Here is a 21,105-nt window from a genome sequence, read left to right as displayed (position 1 = left end):
ACTACACCACTTTCATTACAGAATCTAACAAAATACGAGTATACTCATCTTTTGGGAATGCCATAACCTCTTCGGTGGAGCCTACTTCAACGAGCTGTCCCTTATTCATAACGCCAATACTATTGGCAATGCGCGCCGCCGCCTTGATATTATGGGTTACGATAATCACCGTTGCTCCAAGAGCTTGTGTTACCTCTTTCATAAGATCTAATACAGAGGCTTGCACGAGCATATCCAGAGCACTGGTCGGTTCATCGGCAAATACGATGCTCGGCTTCAAGATAAGGCTTAAAGCTATTGCCAATCGCTGCTGCATGCCACCGCTCAATTGAAACGGATAGGACTGCAAGATACGCTCTCCGTCGGTTAAGTGAACAAGATTAAGCATATCTATAACGCGGCTTACATCATAGCTTTCACCATGGGCACGGAATAAATCTTTGAAGTGATTTTCCACGGTGCGATTTGGATTTAGATAGGCGCTGGGATTTTGAAAGATCATAGAAATCTTCGTGCCCCGCAATTGTCGCCAATCACCATCACTCAATGTAGAAACATCGGTTCCGTTTAGCAAAATTTGACCGCTAATGGTAGCTTGTTTCAACATGCCGAAGGCGGCACGAACCAAGGTAGATTTACCAGATCCACTTTCACCAACGATGGCAAAGACCTCGCCATTAGGTACGGAGAAGGATACATTACGCACCGCCTCTTCCGCACCATATGAAATTGTAACCTTATCAAATACGATACAATCAGATTTATTCAATAGTAGAATCCTTTGTTAATAAGTAGTAATCGATTGGATGTACTGGTACATTTTTAACTTTTGTAGTAGATACAACTGTTGCACTTGGATACAACAAATAGATATCTGCTACGTCATCAACTAAGATTTGTTGCGCTTGTTTTGCAATATTAGAGCGTTCGTTTTGATCAAATGTTACGGACAATTGATCGATTAACGCATCTACTTGAGGGTTAGAGTAGCCACCAACGTTTGATTTCGCACCAGTTTTGTAGAATAAGCTGAGGAACCAGTAAGGATCGTTTGTAGACATAGTCACTACATTGCGTTCTACTAAATCGAAACCATCTGTACCAAGTGTATCTACTTCATCAGGACTTTGTAGTTTTTTTAGTGTTACATTGATTCCCGCTTGTTTCAATTCTTGTTGAATTTCTTCGTATAAGCTTGTATCTTTACCCCAAATAGCAATAGTAATCGCTAATTCTTTGCCATCTTTTGCATACACGCCGTTTGCATTCTTAGCGTAACCAGCTTGAGTCAAGATTTGGTCAGCTTTTGCTACATCAGTTGTCGCCTTATTAGCAATCGCATCATAGCCTAAGTTGGCAGATGGCGGGAATGGTGCCGCCCCTGGTGTAGAGCCATTGCCAATGATTTTAGCCATGGAATCATAGTTAATGATATGAGCAATAGCGGAACGCACAGCTTTATCATGTAATGGAGATGCTTCTGTGTTGTTTGCTTTCAACATAAACACACGAACGCCAGCAACGTCTTGAATATTGAAACCGTCTTTGAACAAGCTGCGGTTAGCGGAGTCCACTTTTTGAATTACATCTACGTCTTTAGATTGCAACGCCATAGCGCGTTTGTTATTGTCTTCGATGTCTTTTACAGTTACAGAGTCAAGACCTGGTTTGCCGCCCCAGTAATCTGCGAAGGCTGCAAGTTCAATTGTTTCACCTTTTTTGAAAGAAGTGATTTTGTAAGGACCGGTAAGAACTGGTTTAGATGCTACATCTTTAAGATCTGCAGTGTCCATGATAACGAAAGCTGGTTCAGTCAAGCTAGATAACAAGGAACCATTAGGTTCTGTTGTTTTAATAATCAAGTTTTGACCATCTACTGCGATAGATTCAATCTTAACAGCTTTTGCAGAACGAGCACTTTGTTTCATTGTGTACTCGATGGACTCTTTTACCTTTTGTGGCGTCATTGGAGTGCCATTGTGGAATTTAACATTTTCACGGATGTGGAATTTCCATGTTGTAGGATCCACATTTTCCCAGGAGTCTGCTAATTGTGGAGTAAATTTCATATCTGGTGTTACCGTTGCCAATGTTTCACCAGCGCCGATACGCGTCAATGTCCACGCATCCCACTCGTGAGTTGGGTCTAATGTTTCACCAAACCAATACAAACCAACATTCATATGCTTCCCTTGTTTGTCTTGTTTAGCCGTATCACTTCCGCAACCAACCAAGAGAGCTACCATGCTCAGCATAGTTAGACACACTAATAACCAACGTTTCATAACTTCTCCTTTTTTGAACATCGCCTCTGTGAAAGAGGCTTTCACCATAAAAAATCTATACACAGCACGGTTAACGAGATACATCGAGGGCATCGCGCAACGCATCACCAATATAGTTAAATAAAACAACAGTAATAAAAATAGCGAGCCCCGGGTAAATTAGCAGCCACGGCGCCGTTTGTAGAAAATCTCGGGAACTCAACAAGATAGCGCCCCACTCCGGATCCGGTGGTTGCACACCGATGCCTATGAGCGAGAAACTGGCTACCAAAATGATGGCATCACCTAGATGTTGAATAATAACAATCACCAACGGTGGCAATACATTCGGCAGAATATAGCGCCACAGAATTCGTAGATTTGAAGCACCTGACATACGAGCAAAGGTAATATACTCCGCATGGCGTTCAATCTGTACGAGGCCTCTCGTGATACGGGCATATTCCGCCCATTTCGTAATGCACAAGGAAATGATTACATTCGTTATGCTAGGTCCCATAATACCGATGAAAGCAATGGCAATCACCATATTCGGAAACCCTAGTACCAAATCAATCAAGCGAGATAACCAACGGTCAATGCTAGGTGTAGAGAACCCTGCTAACCCACCAATAGCGATACCGATGGCCCCACTAATGCCAATGATGGTGAAAGCAATCCCTAAAGAGGCTTTACCACCGTACAAAATACGAGACCACACATCACGACCGAGTTGGTCTGTACCTAATAGATGGGTACTACTAATGTCTTGTAAGCGGTCCGCGATACTCGTCGTTTCAGGATCAAATGGTGCTATATAGGGAGCGCATAAGAAAAATGCGATCCACAGAGCTGCTAATACCAACATAACGTATAAAGTATAAGGCTTTTGTCTATTCATAGGAGCCTCCTTTTATAGCGGCTCTTCGCTTTGGATTCAGCCAAATACTCAACACATCAATGATGATATTAATCACGATGAACACCATAGTAATCCAAATAATGTAGCCTTGCATCAATACATAATCACGAGCCATAATACCTTGCACCATCATGTAACCAATCCCTTTTATAGAGAATACCGTTTCAATAACAGCAGACCCACCTAGCATGGCGCCCATCGTTACTCCCATCATAGGCAATAACATAAGTCCTACATGCGGGAATATGTAACGAGTGTAGACCATCCATTCTGGCAATCCTAATGCTCGTGCCCCCTGTACAAAGGGCTGTCGCGAGACTTCTAAAATAGCATTTCGCAATCGACGAATGTAGAGACCACAAATCCATAAAGCAAGGGTTACTGCGGGCAGTACATAAGCAGAAAATCCATTGGTATTCGTTACCGACACAAGCTGTAGTTTAACACCAAATAAGTACAGTAATAATAAACCAACCCAGAATCCAGGAATTGCTAATGCTAAAAATGTAATGACACGAATCCCATGATCAATCCATGAGTCTTGATATTTTGCAGATAACATACCGAGCGGTATGGTCACCACTATCCCCATAACAAGAGCTAAGGATACGAGCCCTAAGGTATTAGGCAAGGCGCCTCCAAGAATGGTCACCACTGGTAAAGCATACAGAATAGACTCACCAAAGTCCCCTTGTACAATTTGACCTAACCAACGTAAGTATTGCTGCCACCAAGGATCATTGAGCCCTAACTGCTCTCGTATCTGCGCAACCACAACTGGATCAGGTGTAGCCCCTACAAGATTAAACTTCATCGACACGGGGTCGATAGGAGATAATTTTATCAATACAAATGTACCGATGGTCACCACCAATAAAATACCTACAATACTTGCTAAACGCCGCAGTATTAATCGATACAATACATCACCTGCCTTCTTTATTACAAAATAGCTATATTTATATTTTAACAATGGTTCAAATTTTTATATATACCCATATGGGTATATTAGAATGATTCTCATTATGAAATTTTAACATATATACTAAAACGGCCCCTCATAGGAGGAGCCGCTTCTTATATAACCCTTACAGTGTCCATGCGAGTGTTTCACTACAGCTCGCACGCCTATCCCACTAGGCTGGACTGTTATATTATTTTGTATATGCTGTATGTGCTGTAGGTGCTACAGTATTAGCAATGATCGCTTTTGCCATGTCGCGATTTACAGGGCGTTCAAAGTACATCGCATGGTTTTGACCATCTTTTGTCCAACCAGCGAGATATACCATTTTTTCGCCACCTTTGAAAGTAACCTTTGTACCGTTTACCTTTTCTGTAGCTGTAACGCGATAATCCTTATGATTACCACTGATATCACCTTTTGTAGTACCTACGCGATACACAATACGTTTGCCTGCCGCTTGGTTCCGCGTTGTATCTTCACCAGCTTGGTAAACATACACAACTTGCAAAACATCTTTATTGATTGTGCTTACAGACTCAATATTATAGCCTACAGGTAATACTTTAGGTAGATGAGGCATAATATTCATGTATTTAGCAGCTTCATTAATAGTAGCGAATTCATGAATTGGGCTTGGCATACCAACCATTGGCGCTGCCTGTTCTGCAACTACAGGTTTAGCTGGATCTGGCTTTACATCAAAAGTACCTTGTGCACCAGCAACAGTGTAAGAACCTACACAAGCACATGCAACTGCCATTAATACAAATTTTTTAACCATGAGTATAATCTCCCTTCGGTCAATAAAAAAATTATTAAAAACACATTTATTTTGTATGTGATTTTTCCTCAACAATATTATGGATAATAGCCTTCGCCACATCTCGTGTAACGGGACGCTGAAATTCTAAAGAGTGATTTTGTCCATCTTTCATCCACGATGCAAGATAAACCATTTTCTTACCACCTTTGAAAGTAACCTTTGTACCATCTACACTTTCAGTTTCTATAACCTTATGAATCTTACGGTCATCGCTGATATCACCTTTTAATGTAGTAGAGGTACGATAAAAAATAAGAGCACCACCGGCCTTATTTACGTACGGATCTATACCGGGTTCGTAGACATACACAACTTGTAATATATCTTTCTCTAAAGTGATGACAGATTGAATATTAAATCCTACAGGCAATAGCTTTGGTATCTGAGGTTTAAACCCTATATATTTAGACGCTGCTTCTACAGTGGTAAACACATGTACAGGACTTGGCATAACAACGCCAGGAACAGCTGCTTCAACAGACATTTCTAGGGGGCCAGAAGTTTTAGTTTGTGCATCCGTAGCACCTTGAGCCGCAACAACTCCATAAGTACCTACACAGACGCAAGCTAAAGCCATCAACAAAGATTTCTTTAGTATCGAGGTCATAATAATATACTCCACAAAATATATTTTGTAAAATTATATTTATTAAAATATGCTTAATAAGTATATCCTAAATAATTGGGGAATTCAAGTAATATTCATTATATATCGATTTTTATTAATATAGGTAAATAAAATCATTTATCAACTATGATATGACTAGTTACTTTTACCCAAAACATCAAGTATTAAGCTATTTCTTATGTACCATAAAACCTGCCGCTTGTTGGTTTGCCATGATTGTCACATCAGAGATTTGCAAGCGTTTAGGTTGGTTTGTTACATATAGTACAACATCGGCCACATCCTCTGGTTGAACAGCCTCAATACCAGCGTACACAGATTTGGCTCGTTCCGCATCACCGTGGAATCGTACTTCGCTAAATGGAGTTTCTACGATGCCTGGTTGAATGGTAGTAACCTTAATATCTGTAGCTATGGTATCCATACGAATGCCATCGCTTAATGTCTTTACCGCCGCCTTTGTAGCACAGTACACTGCGCCATTAGGATATGCATAAATGCCTGCAGTAGAACCCATATTTACAATATGACCTTCATTTTTATCAATCATAAAAGGCAGGACTGCTTTTGTTACATATAAAAGGCCTTTCACATTGGTATCAATCATAGTCACCGCATCATCAACAGCACTATCTTGGAAAGGATCAAGCCCTTGTGCAAGACCCGCATTATTAACGAGCACATCGACGCCACCAAAAGCCTCGATAGCTGCAGGAACCTTGCTTTCAACATCCTCGCGACTACGCACATCAAGAACTAAAGTCTCAACACGCACGCCATATTCCTTAGACAAACGAGCCTGTACCTCGCCCAATAACTCAGCACGACGACCAGAAATCAACACATTATCGCCATGCTTTGCATAAGCCTCAGCAATACAAAGACCGATACCAGACGTTGCACCAGTGACAAAAATATTATGAGCCATAAAAGCCTCCACATCATCAATCCGTTTTATTCTAATAAGTTAATTATACCATTATGAAAATAAAAAAACGCTACCCTACCCCCTATAATCGATAAAAATAGTGTATACATTGGAGCCTTCTGCTATTCTCTAGAATGATATGCTGGCGCATCTGTATGTAAGACAAAAATATTTGAACTCTACCACAGCTAGAAAGCAAATAGGGATACCTATTCGAAGCCGCCTTGGGCGCTACGCGTAGCATTCTCTCCTTTTCCCCTAAGTGATATGTCGGCGCAGATAGGATTTAAAAGAATACATAAAGTGGCTTATGGATTTAGGGATATGATAATAAAAAGAGGATACCCTTTCTGAAAACGACTTAGCGGCCCCGCATAGCGGGGTGGGTGGCTTTGGAGGCTTTCAGGAAGGGTATCCTCGATCTTTATTCTATTAAATATCTAACGCCACTTTATGCACATCTTTTATTTCAGATGCGCCAACATATCATTTAACACTTCCATGCAATCCCCCACGATGCCATAGTTAGCGTGTTGGAAGATTTCTGCGTTTGGATCGTTGTTAATAGCCACGATTGTGTCAGCACCGGAGATACCGCTCACGTGTTGGATAGCACCAGAGATACCGAATGCCAAGTATAGTTTAGGGCTTACAGTTTTACCTGTTTGACCTACTTGGTATGGCAGTTCAATCCATCCTTTTTCAACGAGTGGACGTGTAGCGCCTACTACACCACCAATAGCATCAGCAAGTTCGTAAAGTTTATCGAAGTTTTCTTTAGAACCCATGCCACGGCCACCAGCTACGATGATATCCGCTTCTTGGATATTGTAACCATCTTTACTGAATGGAATGAAGTCGAGACGCTTCATGCGAATATCTTCAGGCTTAAGGTCAAATTGTTCAATTTGAATACGGCCCCAGCTATCTGCAATACGTTCAGGCTTTTTAAATACATTAGGACGTACGGAGCCCATTTGAGGACGATGGTTTGGAGAAATAATTTCCGCCAAAATATTGCCGCCCAAGGCAGGACGTGTCCATTCTACAAGGCCTTCATTGGTATCTACCGTTAAGATCGTACAGTCTGCCACAACGCCGTTTTGCATGCGACCAGACATACGAGGCGCCAAGTCACGACCGTTGTTAGTGGCACCAATCAAGAGAATATTAGGCTTATGATCTTCAAAGAAGTCTGTTAAGACCTTCGTATAGCCATCCGTTGTATAGTATTTCAAAAGCGGGCTTTCAAAAACGTGAACAATATCGGCACCATGTGCTACGAGTTCCTCTGCTTCGGTTTGAACATTCTCGCCCAATAGCATAACTTGAACGAGTTGGCCCAATTCCTTAGCGATACGGCGAGCTTGGCCAATCAGTTCATACGTAACCGGATGTACCACATCATCGATGGTATCAGCTACGACAAAGACGTCTCTATATTCATCAAAATTTGTCACGGCCATTACCGGTCACCTCCTTTAGAACCTTCATCACCTTTAGTAGCTGCTACCGCCTTAAACTCACTAGGGGATACGCTTTCAACAGACGCAGCCCGTTGCACAGGGTCTTTTACATCTACACCCTCATCATTGTCCTCAGCCACCTCAACAGGTGCATCATTTGGCACTAATAGATGAGCAAATTTTTCTGGCTTAATATGATAAGCCAATTCGAGAACCTTTTTAGCCCCTTCCTCGATGGATGGCAACATTTCTACCTTGCCGCGGAGAGGTGGTTGGTACACCTTGCGCACACGCGTAGGAGAACCGTTAAGACCGATACGGCTTTCATCAATATGCGGCATATCTCGCAATGTTACGTGAGTAATAGTATACCGTTTTGCGTAAATAGAGCTCCAAAGGCCTGGTTGGCGTGGCTCGTTGAGCTCAGCTGTGGCTGTAACCAATAACGGCAATGGAACCTCTACGATTTCATAGCCATTTTCATGTTGTCGTTTCACAACTGCTTTTTGAGCTGCTTGATCCACAGATAATTCACAAGCATACGTAGCTTGTGCCATACCGAGTTCCTCTGCAATTTGAGGGCCTACTTGTGCCGTATCGCCATCGATAGCCTGCTTACCGCAGAAAATGATTTGGAACTGACGATTCATAGTCCGTTGAATATGACGGATGGCAGACGCAATGGTATAGCTTGTAGCCAATGTATCGGCACCACCAAACGCACGGTCTGTAACGAGTACCGCATCATCAGCACCGAGAGCTAAACATTGACGAAGTGCTTCTTCTGCCTGTGGAGGCCCCATGCTGACAACTGTTACACGACTACCTTCATATTGGTCTTTTACCGCCAATGCCGCCTCTAACGCATGCATATCATCAGGGTTTACAATGCTAGGCAAGCCTGTGCGGATGAGATTATTTGTTTCCGGATCCAGCTTAATCTCAGATGTATCTGGAACCTGTTTGATACATACTAATAACTCCATACACTCACCCCTGTCTAAATTCTACGCCCTTAGCGTTACGCGGATATTTCCAAGTTTTTACGATTGTTTCACCACAAAGAACACGGCATGTACCGCATTCTAAGCAACCGGCGAAATCAAAGGCTAAATCGCCGTTTTCTTGCAATGTATATAGACCGGCAGGACAACCATTGACGAGCTTCATTTTCTCTTCAAGGCTAAAACCAGCGCCATCCACCAAGATATGAGGAGACGTTTCATCTACATAATATTTATTGGCGCCCAAACGCTCTTCTAGTTTCATAGGGAACGCACCCCTTTCCAAGCATCACGAATCAAGGTAAATAGGCCAATGTCTCCGACACGGCGCATAATTTTTTTCATCATTGGTACTGCACCATCACCATTTACAGTGAATACGTCGCGCATCAAATTATTAACAAATGCTGGGTATTCATTGAAAATACGCGGATGGGTAGCGAGGAATTTAGGCATATTTTTGTAACGCTTCAAGTCCTTCAGTAACCAAGAACTCTTGATTTGACGTTCATACAATTTAGCTACGCGATCCATATTTTCATCGCGCAAGGCTACGTTAACTGCATCTGCTGCGCACATACCGGACTCGATAGCAAGGTCCATACCACGAATAGTATACCCAAGATTCATACACATGCGCGCCGCATCGCCAACGATAATATAACCATTACCACCCAATGTAGGCATCGATTTATAGCCCCCTTCAGGTACGAGGTGGGCACTATGTTCTTTCAATTGACCATTTTTCAATAATGGTGCAATTCTTGGATGGCTTGTGAAAGCTGAAAGCATATCGTCTATAGAACGATCGGCTTTGCCGATGTCTTCAAGGCCTACAACCATGCCCACGGAAAGGCTATCTTTATTTGTATAAATAAAGCCGCCCCCCAATAAGCCAGAGGTCATGTCACCTAGAGTAAGCCATGCCATACCGTCATCACCAGACAACATGAGGCGATTTTCAAGGTCTTCTTTTTTAAGTTTGTATACCTCTTTTACGCCTACTGCCATAGTGCTTGGATCGGTAGGAGCTGTGAGGCCAGCTTTTTCTAACAATACTGTATTAGAGCCTTCTGCGATTATAACAAGTTTTGCATAGACTTCATCATCGTGGCAACGAACACCTACAACGCGTTGTTTCTTGCCTTCACCTTCAGTGATGAGATCTGTTACTTGTACATTGGATACGAGAAGAGCCCCTTTTTTCTCAGCCTCTTCAGCGAGCCATTTATCGAATTTAGCGCGTAATACTACGTAAGATTCTTCGTTCGGTTGTCCATCTTCGTAGCTGTATTCAATAGTCGTCATTTCATTGCCGGAGCCAATAGAAATGCGTTCTTTTGTTACCTTACGTTCCAATGGTGCACGATCTCTAAAGTCCGGTACTAACCGTTCTAAGGAATGCGTATAGATACGTCCACCCATCATATTTTTAGCGCCTGGTGCGGTACCACGTTCAATGAGTAAAACCTTTACCCGTTGCTCCGCAAGGCGTAACGCCGCCGCAGAGCCTGCTGGGCCTGCACCAACAACGATAACGTCAAATGTTTCATTGCGATCAATTGCCATATACTCAGCTCCTTTAAATCAAAGCTTAGACTTACATAAGTTCATATAGTATATATATTTCTCTATTAAGAACCAAAATACCTCTAAAAATTACCACAGAAAAATGAATATATTCTATATTTTTTAACATTGTCTTGTAAATAGCTCTATAGGATGTATATATACTCATTATATGCTTATACTATTGCATACTATTTATTACCAATAGGTGCAACAAAATTCATCAATTCGTGAAATTTATAAGTTTATCTAGCTTTCACAGTGAAAGTAGCGTATGATAAAAGTAGGAAAAACCCTATACGGAGCAACACGCGTATAATACGACCGCATAATGCAAGACCACGGTCAAGGTTAGGCACTCATTATTTTGGAATTACCAGAGGAGGCCATATGGACCCGTTAAGAATCTTGAAAGCATTATCAAATCCACATCGGTTAGATATTATATTGTGGCTAAAGCACCCAGAGAAAGAATTCGGTGTACAAGTACACACTAAAACTCTTATCGATTTCCCTAACAGTGTAAGCGTTAAGAGTATTCAAAAGCGCTGTGGTGTATCTCAATCTTCCATCTCTACATTTATGAGCATCTTAGAAAATGCGGAGCTCGTAGAATCTCGTAAGATTGACCAATATACCTATTTCCGCCGCAACGAAAAGGTTATCCGTGAGTTCGGCGAATGGTATAACAAAGAGGTATCCATCCAATCGGACGATATCGACAAATTATTAGAAACGGTAAACTTAGAAGATACTTCGTATCCTACGACAGAACTGACAGAGGAAACCTCTATGCCTAGCGAGCAACTCGCGGCCGAAATCAATACTAAGGGATCCGATCATGATGAAAACAGGAAATAAAATACTCCCTCACTCACCATACTTAGGGATAAAAGGAAAAGAGCTATAATACATGTGATTATAGCTCTTTTGATTTTTAATCATCTAATATATTTTGTAAATCTCGCCGATTATAGTAAATATGACGAACCTCCATTACATCTTCAATTACTACATAAAAGATATAAAAGTTACATACTATAATTTTATAATATGGATACTCACGTTATTTCTTACTCGGATATACGGCAAAAGATTCTGGACAACTTAATCTTGTGTATATAGCAGCCTCAATATCTGTAATCAGCTGATGAGCTGCTTCTCTATTATGCAGAACATAAGTTATATAATCAACAATATGATTAAGCTCCTCTTCAAATAATGGTAAAATCGTAAGTTTATATTTCCGCTCCATCGATTCTCTCCCTTACGCGACGAAATACATCGGCACCAGAGTATCGAATTTTACTTTCTTTTGCTGCAGAATCAGCTTCATCCAAGGCGTACTCAATAGGATCTGTTAATGCTGAATATTGTTCAATACTCATTAACACCATAGTTCCATATCCATTCTTAGTTAAAAATACAGGCGAATTCGTTGTAATAACGGTTTCTTCAACTTCAGGAAATTTATTACGCAAGTCTGATACAGGTCTAATATTAATCAATATATACACCTCCTTATATCATAATTTTATCATTATTTTATTAATTTTACTAACAATATTATGGTAATAATAATTTAACTAAAAATGCCCTCCAAAAGGAGGGCATCTATTATATTAGAATTATACTTCTTCTATCGTTGTGCTTCGTAGGCTCTGAATAGTTTAGATAATAATTCAGGTGCCAAGCGCAATAGGTCTGGGTTTTCACAGAAGGATACGCGCAATTGTGTTCTGCCTGGGTTATCTTCGCCTTTTTTACCACTATAGAAACCATTAAGTGGAGCCATGAGAAGTGTGTATTCTTTGCCATCATCAAGGCTAACTGCACCGTGTTCAGCGCACCAAGAGGCAAATTCTACCCCATCAAAGCCAGGTTTTGCTACCTTCCGTACGTCGATAACAAAGTAAATAGACGCTTCTGGACGAGATACAATGAAATCAGGTTCGACCGCTTTGAAACCTTCGTGGAGTTCAAAGATCATTTGACGGTAGTAATCACGTTGTTGCTCATACCAGTTATGAAGCTCTGCATAGCTTTCATGAGCCAACGCACCAAAGATATATTGACCTAGTGTATTAGCACTAAGGTTCGCTGTATATTCGGCTACAGATTTTTCATAGCACAATTTATTATCTGTAATGATGGCGCCAATGCGTAGGCCACAAGCGTTCCATACCTTACTAGCTGTTTCAAGGCTGATACGACGGCCTTCAATGCCAGGAACATCCTTATTGGTTAACGCCCAAATACTAGATGTTTCTTTCCCTTTTTCGTAAGCCAACTCGCGGTATGCTTCGTCAGAGATAATCCACAAATTATGTTTAACACATAATTTTGTATATTCAATCAATGTTTCTTTACTGAATAATTGACCTGTAGGGTTATCGTAAGGAATAATGAGCAACGCACCTGGTTTTGTATCGATGATACGTTGTTCTACGGTTTCAACGGATGGCAATTCAAATTCGCCGTTTTCATTAAGTTGACGTTCAACAGTAACTGTTTTACGGCCGATTCGAAGACCTACCGCATCATAGTTTGTATAAGATGGGTTGAACATTAAAAGAGGGCGTTCCTCTTCACCAGCACCGCCACATACGCCAAGCATGATGATTTCCATCGCCATGGATGCACCATCTGTTACTAGTACATTAAGGCCTGTTGTATCAAAGCCTTGGCTTCGTAGGATATGAAGGAATGCTTCACGGCATTCATCGGTACCTGTAGTTGGTACATACGGTACAATGCCTGTATGGAACGGGCTATCCACACCGCCCAAATCGAACAACCGACGCTGCATGGCGGGATGCATAGGACGCATTACATTACCAATAGAACCATTCACCAAGATTGGTGGGTTCTTACGTTCCAAGAATTTAATTTGTCCTAGGCGAATACCAGATGGCTTTCGAGCCATCATATACGGCGACAATTCTGGTTGTTTCATTCAGATCCAACTCCTCTAAAAAAGAAACTGCCTCGATAGGGAGGCTATATTAACTGTAAAAGTAACAAGACCATTACTTACGCAAATAGTTCTGTTCTTTACAAAGATAAAGTACTAATATATTGATATATATAGATACCTAATATTATAGTGCTTTTACTATAGAAAATCTACTAAAAACTATAAAAATAAGCCTATCATGTACATAAATCAGAACCACCCGTAAAACGGGTGGTTTGCTCACGGGCTATAAGCCCGTAGTACTAGGCCAGCGTCTAAAGGCGCTGGCTTTCACTACGTTCAAGCCGCATAGCCATTGACTCGTAACGGTCCCCTTAAAGGGGATATGTATTACTTGCTACCCTTAAAAGGGTCCTCATATTCTTTTACACTAAGTTTATCTTTCATTTGGTCATGTAACTCTTGCTCACGTATATATTTTTTTACGGTAGCTTCATTTAATCCTACCGTACTTACATAATATCCCTCGGACCAAAAGTGTCTATTTCCAAATTTATACTTTAAGTTTGCGTGTTTATCGAACATCATTAGCGCACTTTTACCCTTTAAATATCCCATAAAAGATGAAACTGATATTTTAGGTGGAATTAACACTAGCATATGCACATGATCTGCCATAAGCTCCCCCTCTATAATCTTGACGCCCTTATATTCACATAAACGTCTCAGTATTTCACGTAAACTATTTCTGTATTGATTATATATAACTTTACGTCTATACTTAGGTGTAAATACTATGTGGTATTTGCATAACCATTTTGTGTGCGCAAGGCTCTGTGTCTTTGTTGCCATATAAAATCACCTTTCTTTTGTATATAATGCGGCTTGAACACCTACATTATACTTAAGCAAGGTGATTTTTTTGTATAACTTTCGTTGCCGCACCCGCATAGCGGGTGGTTTTATGATTCGCGACTACGTCGCGAACCAGTCTAAAGACAATAAGAAAAGACCGAGCCCATTTAAGCTCGGTCTTATATGATACATCAACAATCGAACAGTTAAATCATCAAATTATCTGTCGATTGTTTTACGTCCATGATCATTTGTGTTCGTATTCTTTGTAGCTTTAGCTGTATGTTTTGTTGTAGATGCCTTCGTAACAGGTTTTACCTCTTTACCTTTAGCAGGTTTAACTTGTTCTGCTTTCACAGGTTTAGCCTTTTCTTGTTTTACCTTTTTAGGTTTCTCTTGTTTCACTTTCACAGGGTTTTTAGCATTAACTGCCGCACCTGCTGGTTTTACAAAAGCATTATTAAGGTTTGTCGCCACTTGTAGTGCTACGTCAGAGTTTGGCGTAGATACGATGGATTGGCCTGCTACAGTTACAGTGCCACCGCTGTAGGATGCAGAGCCTGGCGTAATTTGGTTGTTATGGTACAATCGTGCCAATTTACCAGCCATGTAATACGCCCGTTCTTCCCCTGTATAGCGGCCGCTACCTGCTGGGCTATAGATATTATCGCCATTGACGTAAACGGCGCCATTAGACACATTTACGTGATTTCCAGAGTATGTGTACATGCGGGAAATATTATTATTTACCCGATCAGACAACTTAGGATGGTTATTAGGTGCCACTACTTGTGAAAGCCCTTCACGATAGTGCTCCCCAACCTTGTTGCGCAATACCGCCATAGAACCAGGTGCACCGCCCACATTATATGGAGATTCGCTTAAAATCTTGAAGCCTAATTCATCGGCTGCTTTTTCTTGGCTCATTGTAAATACTTGGTTAGACAAATAGTTACCAGCTACGTTAGATAATAACGCGGCCCCTTCGCTACCACCAGCTGCAATACCTACAGCTGTAGAAAGGCCGATTTGCTTTTTAGCACCATTGATGATGTCTTTATGCTCACCATGAGCAATTTCATGGGCCATTACATAGGCCAATTGATCATCATCAAGGGTATCCAAAGCACCTTTATTAACAGACATAACGCGACCAAGCGTTGCAAAGGCATTAAACTCTGTATCAGGGTTGGCATAGACAACATAAGAACGTTTTACGCTAGGAGAAGCCTCTAAGGTTTTCAGGATACGTTGTACGCGCGCTTGTGCTGCGCTATCGTCTAAGTAACCTGTTTTCTCCTTAGTACGCGCCAAGCTTTCTTGTTGGCCTTGTTCGGAGTTATCCATTTTATTTAATGCAGTAGATACATAAGCCATGGCAACAGCGCCACCAGCCAATGTTTGTACTGCGCTAGATGCAGCATTCACAGGTGCTGTTTGCATAATAGCAGGCGCCATAGTCGCTGCCATAGCTACAGATAACGTAGCTGCTGTAAGTTTCTTGTTCATTCTCTCAACCTCTCGAATTGATTAACCATATAGTAATAAAACAAATTATCACACTAGATTTACACACTATGTATATAGTATCTCTTCATGGTAAATATAGAATGAATAATGGAACAATCATTCATCTGTCATTACTGTCTATTGATTCATCGTTACGATTATTGATCTGATGTTACTGGTTTAGCTGAAAGTACGACCGCTTCTTTACCATCTTTAGAAACGGCACCACCATGGGTATAGCCAACTACATCAAAGCCCGCCTCGGCACACTGCTCTGCGATGCTTTCATAATTTTCATTCTTACCACGAGTACAGGTAGAAAGATGAACCGTAGTAACACCTTTTTTCTTGAAAGACTCAATTTTCTTAGCTAGATCGCCACCACTATGCGTGAAACCGACCAACTCAATCTCCTCATCAGCATAACGCTCAAAAGAATCTGCTTTATTCATAAATGCTTTTAAACAACCGCCACAAGAACAGCGCTGCATTGTATCCTCATTCACGAGAACTGCAATTTTTTTAGACATAAAACCTCCTATGAAAGTATAGTTTGAACTTTAGTATAACATATGTATTGAGAAATGATGTATCTTAAAGCACATAAGTGAATATAAGATATATAACTATATATGTATTATCAATAAACATGATATAACTTGAAATTCTAGTTGAATGCTCTTAAAAGATAGGCAAATCAACATGAACTTGAATAGTAATTACAAAGATGTTAAATCATCCCCATTAATTCTTTAAGCTACCAAAAACCATTCACGTATCTATATAGTAAAGATAAGAATTTAGAGTATATAAAACTATTTAAAATTGAAGGTTGATAGCATATATGCTATCATTAAAGAAAGAAGGATTTGGATGGAGAAACCTAAGTTTATATCTTATACTAGACCAAATGGTCGTAACGAGTTTGAAGAGTTTTATAACTCACTCCCTACAAAAGATAGAAATAAACTACGTGCCACCATTGATATGATTGAAAAAGCAGGCATACAACCAGCAATACAACTTGAATGGGTAAAAAAATTAAATTCTGAAATATACGAGATACGATCAAAAATATCTTCGAATATACAAAGAGCTTTATATTTTCACATAAAAAATAATCAATATATTATTACACATGGATTTACTAAAAAAACTCAAAAGACACCGATAAAAGAAATAATAAGAGCTAAGCAGATAAAACAAGAATTTGAGGAGGAATATTATGCCACTAAAACCATTAGATAAGATATTTGAGAAAGATAGAAATAATCCTACTTTAACAGAAAGTTATTTAGAGGAAAAAGCTAAATTAGAAAATGCCTTAGCTGTTTTAAAAGCACGAGAGGCTGCAGGACTAACACAACGTGATTTAGCAAAAAAATCTGGTGTTCCACAGTCTACAATCGCTCGTATAGAAAAGGGTGCCAATACAAGTTTAAGCACTATGTGTAAAATTGCATTTGCTTTAGATAAACAAGTAAAGATTAGTTTAGTATAAAAAGAACCCCTATCAACTACAATAATGTGGCTTATAGGGGGTTTTATATTTAAAATAGGTTACATAATTTAAAGTACCTCAACTAGTTTACAGATCATTGGGACGGTATATCTACATAAAGGAATTTATTTACTTTTATTTGGAGTTACTCAACTGCTTTACAGTTCGGTAACATTGGCACGTTGTGCCGCGTTACCGTTTTGTAAGATTTTGACTACCACTAGCCGCGGCTTCCTATCACACTCGCCCATGGCAATATATAATACAATAGTTTAATGTACGGTACACTTTTTAGGGCTTCGTCGAACCTGATGCAATGGACGTATGCGTCGCTTAGGTCTAATTACTGTACGGTGGCCCTACTTGCTTCCTCACTGTGGATTTTCCTTCTCTGCTTCGCAGTTCGGTAAATCTTACGTTCGGAAGAAAGCGATGCAGTGAATCTGTCGTCGTTTCACTCCTCCATCTTCTACTGCCCTGCTTTTCCCAGGGCCGTCTTACACGGACACGTACATAGATACAACCTCTACAACCTTGGCTGGAGGCGGCTCTAGTAGGGTTAGCTAGTCGAAGACTAGCAAAAAGAAAAAGGCCTACCTTTAGGTAGACCTTTTTCTTTTCCTTAATCAGCAGCTTCCTATCCTCCCAGGCCGTCTCCAGCCAAGTACTTTCGGCGTTTATGAGCTTAACTACTGTGTTCGAGATGGGAACAGGTGGATCCTCATAGCCATCGCCACTGAATCTGTCAGAGTTTGTACTCTGAAAACCACATAGAAGTTATATATATTTGTTGCACATTCTGCTTAATGTTTATTTAAGTAAAGCCCTCGATCTATTAGTACCAGTCAGCTCCAAACCTCACGGCTCTTCCACACCTGGCCTATCAACCATGTCGTCTACATGGGATCTTACTAGCTTATGCTATGAGAAACCTCATCTCAAGGCTGGTTTCACGCTTAGATGCTTTCAGCGTTTATCCGTCCCGAACGTAGCTACCCAACTGTACCCTTGGCAGGATAATTGGTACACCAGCGGTTCGTCCACTCCGGTCCTCTCGTACTAGGAGCAGCCCCCTTCAAGTTTCTTGCGCCCGCGATGGATAGGGACCGAACTGTCTCACGACGTTCTGAACCCAGCTCACGTACCACTTTAATCGGCGAACAGCCGAACCCTTGGGACCTACTTCAGCCCCAGGATGTGATGAGCCGACATCGAGGTGCCAAACCTCCCCGTCGATATGGACTCTTGGGAGAGATTAGCCTGTTATCCCCAGGGTAGCTTTTATCCGTTGAGCGATGGCCCTTCCACTCGGCACCACCGGATCACTAAGCCCGACTTTCGTCCCTGCTCGACCTGTCCGTCTCGCAGTCAAGCTCCCTTCTGCCTTTACACTCTTCGAGCGATTTCCGTCCGCTCTGAGGGAACCTTTGGGCGCCTCCGTTACTCTTTAGGAGGCGACCGCCCCAGTCAAACTGCCCGCCTAAGACTGTCCGGCCGGTCGTTACTCGGCCCGTTAGAAATCAATTAATGAAAGGGTGGTATCCCAACAACGACTCCTCTAAAACTGGCGTCCTAGATTCTAAGTCTCCCACCTATCCTGTACATTCATTAACTAAGTTCAATCTTAGGTTGCAGTAAAGCTCCATGGGGTCTTTCTGTCCAGTCGCGGGTAACCTGCATCTTCACAGGTACTTCAATTTCACCGGGTCCCTCGTTGAGACAGTGCGCAAGTCGTTACACCTTTCGTGCGGGTCGGAACTTACCCGACAAGGAATTTCGCTACCTTAGGACCGTTATAGTTACGGCCGCCGTTTACTGGGGCTTCAATTCAGAGCTTCGACCGAAGTCTAACCCCTCCTCTTAACCTTCCAGCACCGGGCAGGTGTCAGCACCTATACATCAGCTTTCGCTTTAGCAGGCACCTGTGTTTGTGGTAAACAGTCGCTTGCGCCTCTCTTGTGCCACTCATTCATGCTCCATGCGTTGCTGCACTTCACACTACATGAGTCCTCCTTTTCCCGAAGTTACGGAGGCATTTTGCCGAGTTCCTTAACGAGGGTTTTCCCGCGCACCTTAGGATTCTCTCCCCGCCTACCTGTGTCGGTTTTGGTACGGGCGATGTGTCTCTACCTAGAAGCTTTTCTCGACAGTGTAGGATCAATCACTTCGTTACTATCGCTAGTAACTCGTCATCACATCTCAGCTTTTAGAGCTACGGATTTGCCTATAGCTCAACCTACATGCTTAAACACGCACTTCCAATCGCGTGCTGACCTACCTTACTGTGTCACTCCATCGATCAAACGATTCACACCGGTACAGGAATTTCAACCTGTTGTCCATCGCCTACGCTTTTCCGCCTCGGCTTAGGTCCCGACTTACCCTGAGACGACGATCGTTGCTCAGGAACCCTTAGGCTTTCGGTGGAATGGATTCTCACCATTCTTTTCGCTACTCATACCGACATTCTCACTTCTCATCAGTCCACAACTCCTTACGGTACTGCTTCAACCCAATGAGAACGCTCCCCTACCCATATACATTGCTGCATATGACACGACTTCGGTTTTACACTTTAGCCCCGGACATTTTCGGCGCAGAGTCTCTCGACCAGTGAGCTATTACGCACTCTTTAAATGGTGGCTGCTTCTAAGCCAACATCCTGGTTGTTTTGGAAATTCCACATCCTTCGCCACTTAGTGTAACATTTGGGACCTTAGTCGGTGTTCTGGGCTGTTTCCCTCTTGACAATGGACCTTATCATTCACTGTCTGACTCCCGAGTATAAGTATAGCCATTCGTAGTTTGACTAGGTTCGGTAACCGGTATGGCCCCTAGCCCGATCAGTGCTCTACCGCCTATACTCTCAACCTCGAGGCTAGCCCTAAAGCTATTTCGGGGAGAACCAGCTATCTCCGTGTTCGATTGGCATTTCACCCCTATCCACAACTCATCCCAAAGCTTTTCAACGCTCACGAGTTCGGTCCTCCACACAATTTTACCTGTGCTTCAACCTGGCCATGGATAGATCACTACGGTTTCGGGTCTACTATTACTAACTAAACGCCCTGTTCAGACTCGCTTTCGCTGCGGCTCCGTGTTTTCCACTTAACCTCGCTAGCAACAGTAACTCGTCGGTTCATTCTTCAATAGGCACGCCGTCGTCCTGATATATATACAGACTTCGACTGTTTGTAGACATACGGTTTCAGGTTCTCTTTCACTCCCCGCCAGGGGTTCTTTTCACCTTTCCCTCACGGTACTATGCGCTATCGGTCGATATCAGTATTTTGGCTTGGAGGGTGGTCCCCCCTGCTTCCCACAAGGTTTCACGTGTCTCGTGGTACTCTGGATACAGTCCCATGTATGCAAGGTTTCGATTACAGGGCTTTCACCTTCTGCGGCTGAGCTTTCCAACTCGATTCTTCTACCTCATTTACACTTGATGACTGTCCTCAACCCCGGTGCGGTTGCCCGCTCCGGTTTGGCCTCTTTCCCGTTCGCTCGCCGCTACTAAGAAAATCTCGTTTGATTACTTTTCCTCCGGGTAATTAGATGTTTCAGTTCCCCGGGTGCCCTCCTCATAGTCTAAGCTATGGGTGACAGTGCATAACCACTGCCGGGTTCCCCCATTCGGAAATCTACGGGTCAAAGGTTGCTTGCACCTCTCCGTAGCTTATCGCAGCTTACCGCGTCCTTCTTCGGCTGATATCGCCAAGGCATCCACCGTACGCCCTTAAAATCTTTACTTA

General features: G+C 42.0%; 20 protein-coding genes and 2 rRNA genes. 3 read left to right on the top strand and 19 right to left on the bottom strand.

The annotated features are described in order from the left end of the window. Position 1 precedes the first annotated feature (1 nt). The 11 genes from VRHSUH10_RS04135 to VRHSUH10_RS04085 all read right to left on the bottom strand — a co-directional run bounded on the left by VRHSUH10_RS04135 (position 2) and on the right by VRHSUH10_RS04085 (position 10,571). Positions 2-769, bottom strand: a complete 768-nt coding sequence (locus VRHSUH10_RS04135; RefSeq protein WP_105089563.1) for an ABC transporter ATP-binding protein — start codon at positions 767-769, stop codon at positions 2-4. Further along, positions 762-2,285 (bottom strand): ABC transporter substrate-binding protein, encoded by a 1,524-nt coding sequence (locus VRHSUH10_RS04130; protein WP_105089562.1) that lies wholly within the window; start codon positions 2,283-2,285, stop codon positions 762-764. The genes VRHSUH10_RS04135 and VRHSUH10_RS04130 overlap by 8 nt, the downstream gene beginning before the upstream one ends. A 70-nt stretch (positions 2,286-2,355) precedes the next feature. Continuing rightward, the gene (locus VRHSUH10_RS04125) at positions 2,356-3,165 is read right to left on the bottom strand and encodes an ABC transporter permease (protein WP_105089561.1); all 810 of its coding nucleotides are present in this window, start codon (positions 3,163-3,165) and stop codon (positions 2,356-2,358) included. Further along, on the bottom strand, positions 3,158-4,108 hold the full coding sequence (locus tag VRHSUH10_RS04120; RefSeq protein WP_105089560.1) for an ABC transporter permease: 951 nt from the start codon (positions 4,106-4,108) through the stop codon (positions 3,158-3,160). The genes VRHSUH10_RS04125 and VRHSUH10_RS04120 overlap by 8 nt, the downstream gene beginning before the upstream one ends. Positions 4,109-4,340: 232 nt before the next feature. Then, positions 4,341-4,934 carry a hypothetical protein gene (locus VRHSUH10_RS04115; protein WP_060924163.1) on the bottom strand — a complete coding sequence of 198 codons (594 nt, stop codon included), beginning with the start codon at positions 4,932-4,934 and terminating at the stop codon, positions 4,341-4,343. Between the two features lie 46 nt (positions 4,935-4,980). Continuing rightward, positions 4,981-5,583: a hypothetical protein gene (locus VRHSUH10_RS04110; protein WP_105089559.1), complete on the bottom strand. Its 603-nt coding sequence runs from the start codon at positions 5,581-5,583 to the stop codon at positions 4,981-4,983. Between the two features lie 190 nt (positions 5,584-5,773). Next, on the bottom strand, positions 5,774-6,532 hold the full coding sequence (locus tag VRHSUH10_RS04105) for an SDR family NAD(P)-dependent oxidoreductase (RefSeq protein WP_105089558.1): 759 nt from the start codon (positions 6,530-6,532) through the stop codon (positions 5,774-5,776). A 464-nt stretch (positions 6,533-6,996) separates the two neighbouring features. Further along, the gene (locus VRHSUH10_RS04100) at positions 6,997-7,998 is read right to left on the bottom strand and encodes an electron transfer flavoprotein subunit alpha/FixB family protein (protein WP_060924160.1); all 1,002 of its coding nucleotides are present in this window, start codon (positions 7,996-7,998) and stop codon (positions 6,997-6,999) included. Further along, the gene (locus VRHSUH10_RS04095) at positions 7,998-8,984 is read right to left on the bottom strand and encodes an electron transfer flavoprotein subunit beta/FixA family protein (protein WP_105089557.1); all 987 of its coding nucleotides are present in this window, start codon (positions 8,982-8,984) and stop codon (positions 7,998-8,000) included. Before VRHSUH10_RS04095 ends, VRHSUH10_RS04100 begins: the two co-directional genes overlap by 1 nt. A gap of 4 nt (positions 8,985-8,988) precedes the next feature. Further along, positions 8,989-9,267, bottom strand: a complete 279-nt coding sequence (locus VRHSUH10_RS04090) for a ferredoxin family protein (protein ID WP_105089556.1) — start codon at positions 9,265-9,267, stop codon at positions 8,989-8,991. Beyond that, a complete protein-coding gene (locus tag VRHSUH10_RS04085) occupies positions 9,264-10,571 on the bottom strand; it encodes an FAD-dependent oxidoreductase (protein WP_105089555.1) in 1,308 nt (435 codons plus the stop codon). The genes VRHSUH10_RS04090 and VRHSUH10_RS04085 overlap by 4 nt, the downstream gene beginning before the upstream one ends. 390 nt (positions 10,572-10,961) lie before the next feature. Here VRHSUH10_RS04085 and VRHSUH10_RS04080 point away from each other — a divergent pair, with 390 nt between their 5' ends. After that, positions 10,962-11,432 carry a helix-turn-helix transcriptional regulator gene (locus VRHSUH10_RS04080; RefSeq protein WP_105089554.1) on the top strand — a complete coding sequence of 157 codons (471 nt, stop codon included), beginning with the start codon at positions 10,962-10,964 and terminating at the stop codon, positions 11,430-11,432. Positions 11,433-11,637: 205 nt separating this feature from the next. Here the strand turns inward: VRHSUH10_RS04080 and VRHSUH10_RS09510 are convergent, their stop codons facing one another. The 6 genes from VRHSUH10_RS09510 to VRHSUH10_RS04050 form a co-directional block, all read right to left on the bottom strand. Beyond that, positions 11,638-11,826: a hypothetical protein gene (locus VRHSUH10_RS09510; RefSeq protein ID WP_199176265.1), complete on the bottom strand. Its 189-nt coding sequence runs from the start codon at positions 11,824-11,826 to the stop codon at positions 11,638-11,640. Further along, a complete protein-coding gene (locus VRHSUH10_RS04070) occupies positions 11,810-12,079 on the bottom strand; it encodes a type II toxin-antitoxin system Phd/YefM family antitoxin (RefSeq protein WP_039969464.1) in 270 nt (89 codons plus the stop codon). The genes VRHSUH10_RS09510 and VRHSUH10_RS04070 overlap by 17 nt, the downstream gene beginning before the upstream one ends. A 131-nt stretch (positions 12,080-12,210) precedes the next feature. Next, positions 12,211-13,527 carry a pyridoxal phosphate-dependent aminotransferase gene (locus VRHSUH10_RS04065; RefSeq protein ID WP_105089553.1) on the bottom strand — a complete coding sequence of 439 codons (1,317 nt, stop codon included), beginning with the start codon at positions 13,525-13,527 and terminating at the stop codon, positions 12,211-12,213. Between the two features lie 351 nt (positions 13,528-13,878). After that, the gene (gene tnpA / locus VRHSUH10_RS04060) at positions 13,879-14,340 is read right to left on the bottom strand and encodes an IS200/IS605 family transposase (RefSeq protein WP_005380067.1); all 462 of its coding nucleotides are present in this window, start codon (positions 14,338-14,340) and stop codon (positions 13,879-13,881) included. 222 nt (positions 14,341-14,562) lie between these two features. Beyond that, the gene (locus VRHSUH10_RS04055) at positions 14,563-15,852 is read right to left on the bottom strand and encodes a M48 family metallopeptidase (RefSeq protein WP_105089552.1); all 1,290 of its coding nucleotides are present in this window, start codon (positions 15,850-15,852) and stop codon (positions 14,563-14,565) included. Between the two features lie 158 nt (positions 15,853-16,010). Continuing rightward, entirely contained in the window at positions 16,011-16,382 is a 372-nt protein-coding gene (locus tag VRHSUH10_RS04050; protein WP_105089551.1) for a CGGC domain-containing protein, read from the bottom strand. A gap of 343 nt (positions 16,383-16,725) precedes the next feature. Between VRHSUH10_RS04050 and VRHSUH10_RS04045 the strand changes: the two genes are divergently transcribed. Beyond that, positions 16,726-17,100 carry a type II toxin-antitoxin system RelE/ParE family toxin gene (locus VRHSUH10_RS04045; protein WP_039969462.1) on the top strand — a complete coding sequence of 125 codons (375 nt, stop codon included), beginning with the start codon at positions 16,726-16,728 and terminating at the stop codon, positions 17,098-17,100. After that, the gene (locus VRHSUH10_RS04040) at positions 17,078-17,353 is read left to right on the top strand and encodes a helix-turn-helix domain-containing protein (protein WP_005387364.1); all 276 of its coding nucleotides are present in this window, start codon (positions 17,078-17,080) and stop codon (positions 17,351-17,353) included. The genes VRHSUH10_RS04045 and VRHSUH10_RS04040 overlap by 23 nt, the downstream gene beginning before the upstream one ends. 624 nt (positions 17,354-17,977) lie before the next feature. On the opposite strand, the gene rrf is transcribed toward VRHSUH10_RS04040, so the two are convergent. Together rrf and VRHSUH10_RS04030 are read right to left on the bottom strand one after the other, a co-directional pair. After that, positions 17,978-18,094, bottom strand: a 5S ribosomal RNA gene (rrf, locus tag VRHSUH10_RS04035). A 74-nt stretch (positions 18,095-18,168) separates the two neighbouring features. Beyond that, positions 18,169-21,103: ribosomal RNA gene (locus VRHSUH10_RS04030) — 23S ribosomal RNA — on the bottom strand. Between the last annotated feature and the right edge of the window lie 2 nt (positions 21,104-21,105).

Source organism: Veillonella sp. T11011-6 (assembly GCF_002959755.1).
Lineage (GTDB): Bacteria > Bacillota > Negativicutes > Veillonellales > Veillonellaceae > Veillonella.
This window is presented reverse-complemented; position numbering and strand designations above follow the sequence as displayed.

Coding starts and splice junctions, on each gene's coding strand:
- VRHSUH10_RS04055 (WP_105089552.1), bottom strand. CDS start 15,852: ATGAACAAGAAACTTACAGCAGCTACGTTATCTGTAGCTATGGCAGCG.
- VRHSUH10_RS04095 (WP_105089557.1), bottom strand. CDS start 8,984: ATGGAGTTATTAGTATGTATCAAACAGGTTCCAGATACATCTGAGATT.
- VRHSUH10_RS04050 (WP_105089551.1), bottom strand. CDS start 16,382: ATGTCTAAAAAAATTGCAGTTCTCGTGAATGAGGATACAATGCAGCGC.
- VRHSUH10_RS04110 (WP_105089559.1), bottom strand. CDS start 5,583: ATGACCTCGATACTAAAGAAATCTTTGTTGATGGCTTTAGCTTGCGTC.
- VRHSUH10_RS04125 (WP_105089561.1), bottom strand. CDS start 3,165: ATGAATAGACAAAAGCCTTATACTTTATACGTTATGTTGGTATTAGCA.
- tnpA (WP_005380067.1), bottom strand. CDS start 14,340: ATGGCAACAAAGACACAGAGCCTTGCGCACACAAAATGGTTATGCAAA.
- VRHSUH10_RS09510 (WP_199176265.1), bottom strand. CDS start 11,826: ATGGAGCGGAAATATAAACTTACGATTTTACCATTATTTGAAGAGGAG.
- VRHSUH10_RS04100 (WP_060924160.1), bottom strand. CDS start 7,998: ATGGCCGTGACAAATTTTGATGAATATAGAGACGTCTTTGTCGTAGCT.
- VRHSUH10_RS04085 (WP_105089555.1), bottom strand. CDS start 10,571: ATGGCAATTGATCGCAATGAAACATTTGACGTTATCGTTGTTGGTGCA.
- VRHSUH10_RS04065 (WP_105089553.1), bottom strand. CDS start 13,527: ATGAAACAACCAGAATTGTCGCCGTATATGATGGCTCGAAAGCCATCT.
- VRHSUH10_RS04090 (WP_105089556.1), bottom strand. CDS start 9,267: ATGAAACTAGAAGAGCGTTTGGGCGCCAATAAATATTATGTAGATGAA.
- VRHSUH10_RS04040 (WP_005387364.1), top strand. CDS start 17,078: ATGCCACTAAAACCATTAGATAAGATATTTGAGAAAGATAGAAATAAT.
- VRHSUH10_RS04130 (WP_105089562.1), bottom strand. CDS start 2,285: ATGAAACGTTGGTTATTAGTGTGTCTAACTATGCTGAGCATGGTAGCT.
- VRHSUH10_RS04115 (WP_060924163.1), bottom strand. CDS start 4,934: ATGGTTAAAAAATTTGTATTAATGGCAGTTGCATGTGCTTGTGTAGGT.
- VRHSUH10_RS04080 (WP_105089554.1), top strand. CDS start 10,962: ATGGACCCGTTAAGAATCTTGAAAGCATTATCAAATCCACATCGGTTA.
- VRHSUH10_RS04105 (WP_105089558.1), bottom strand. CDS start 6,532: ATGGCTCATAATATTTTTGTCACTGGTGCAACGTCTGGTATCGGTCTT.
- VRHSUH10_RS04045 (WP_039969462.1), top strand. CDS start 16,726: ATGGAGAAACCTAAGTTTATATCTTATACTAGACCAAATGGTCGTAAC.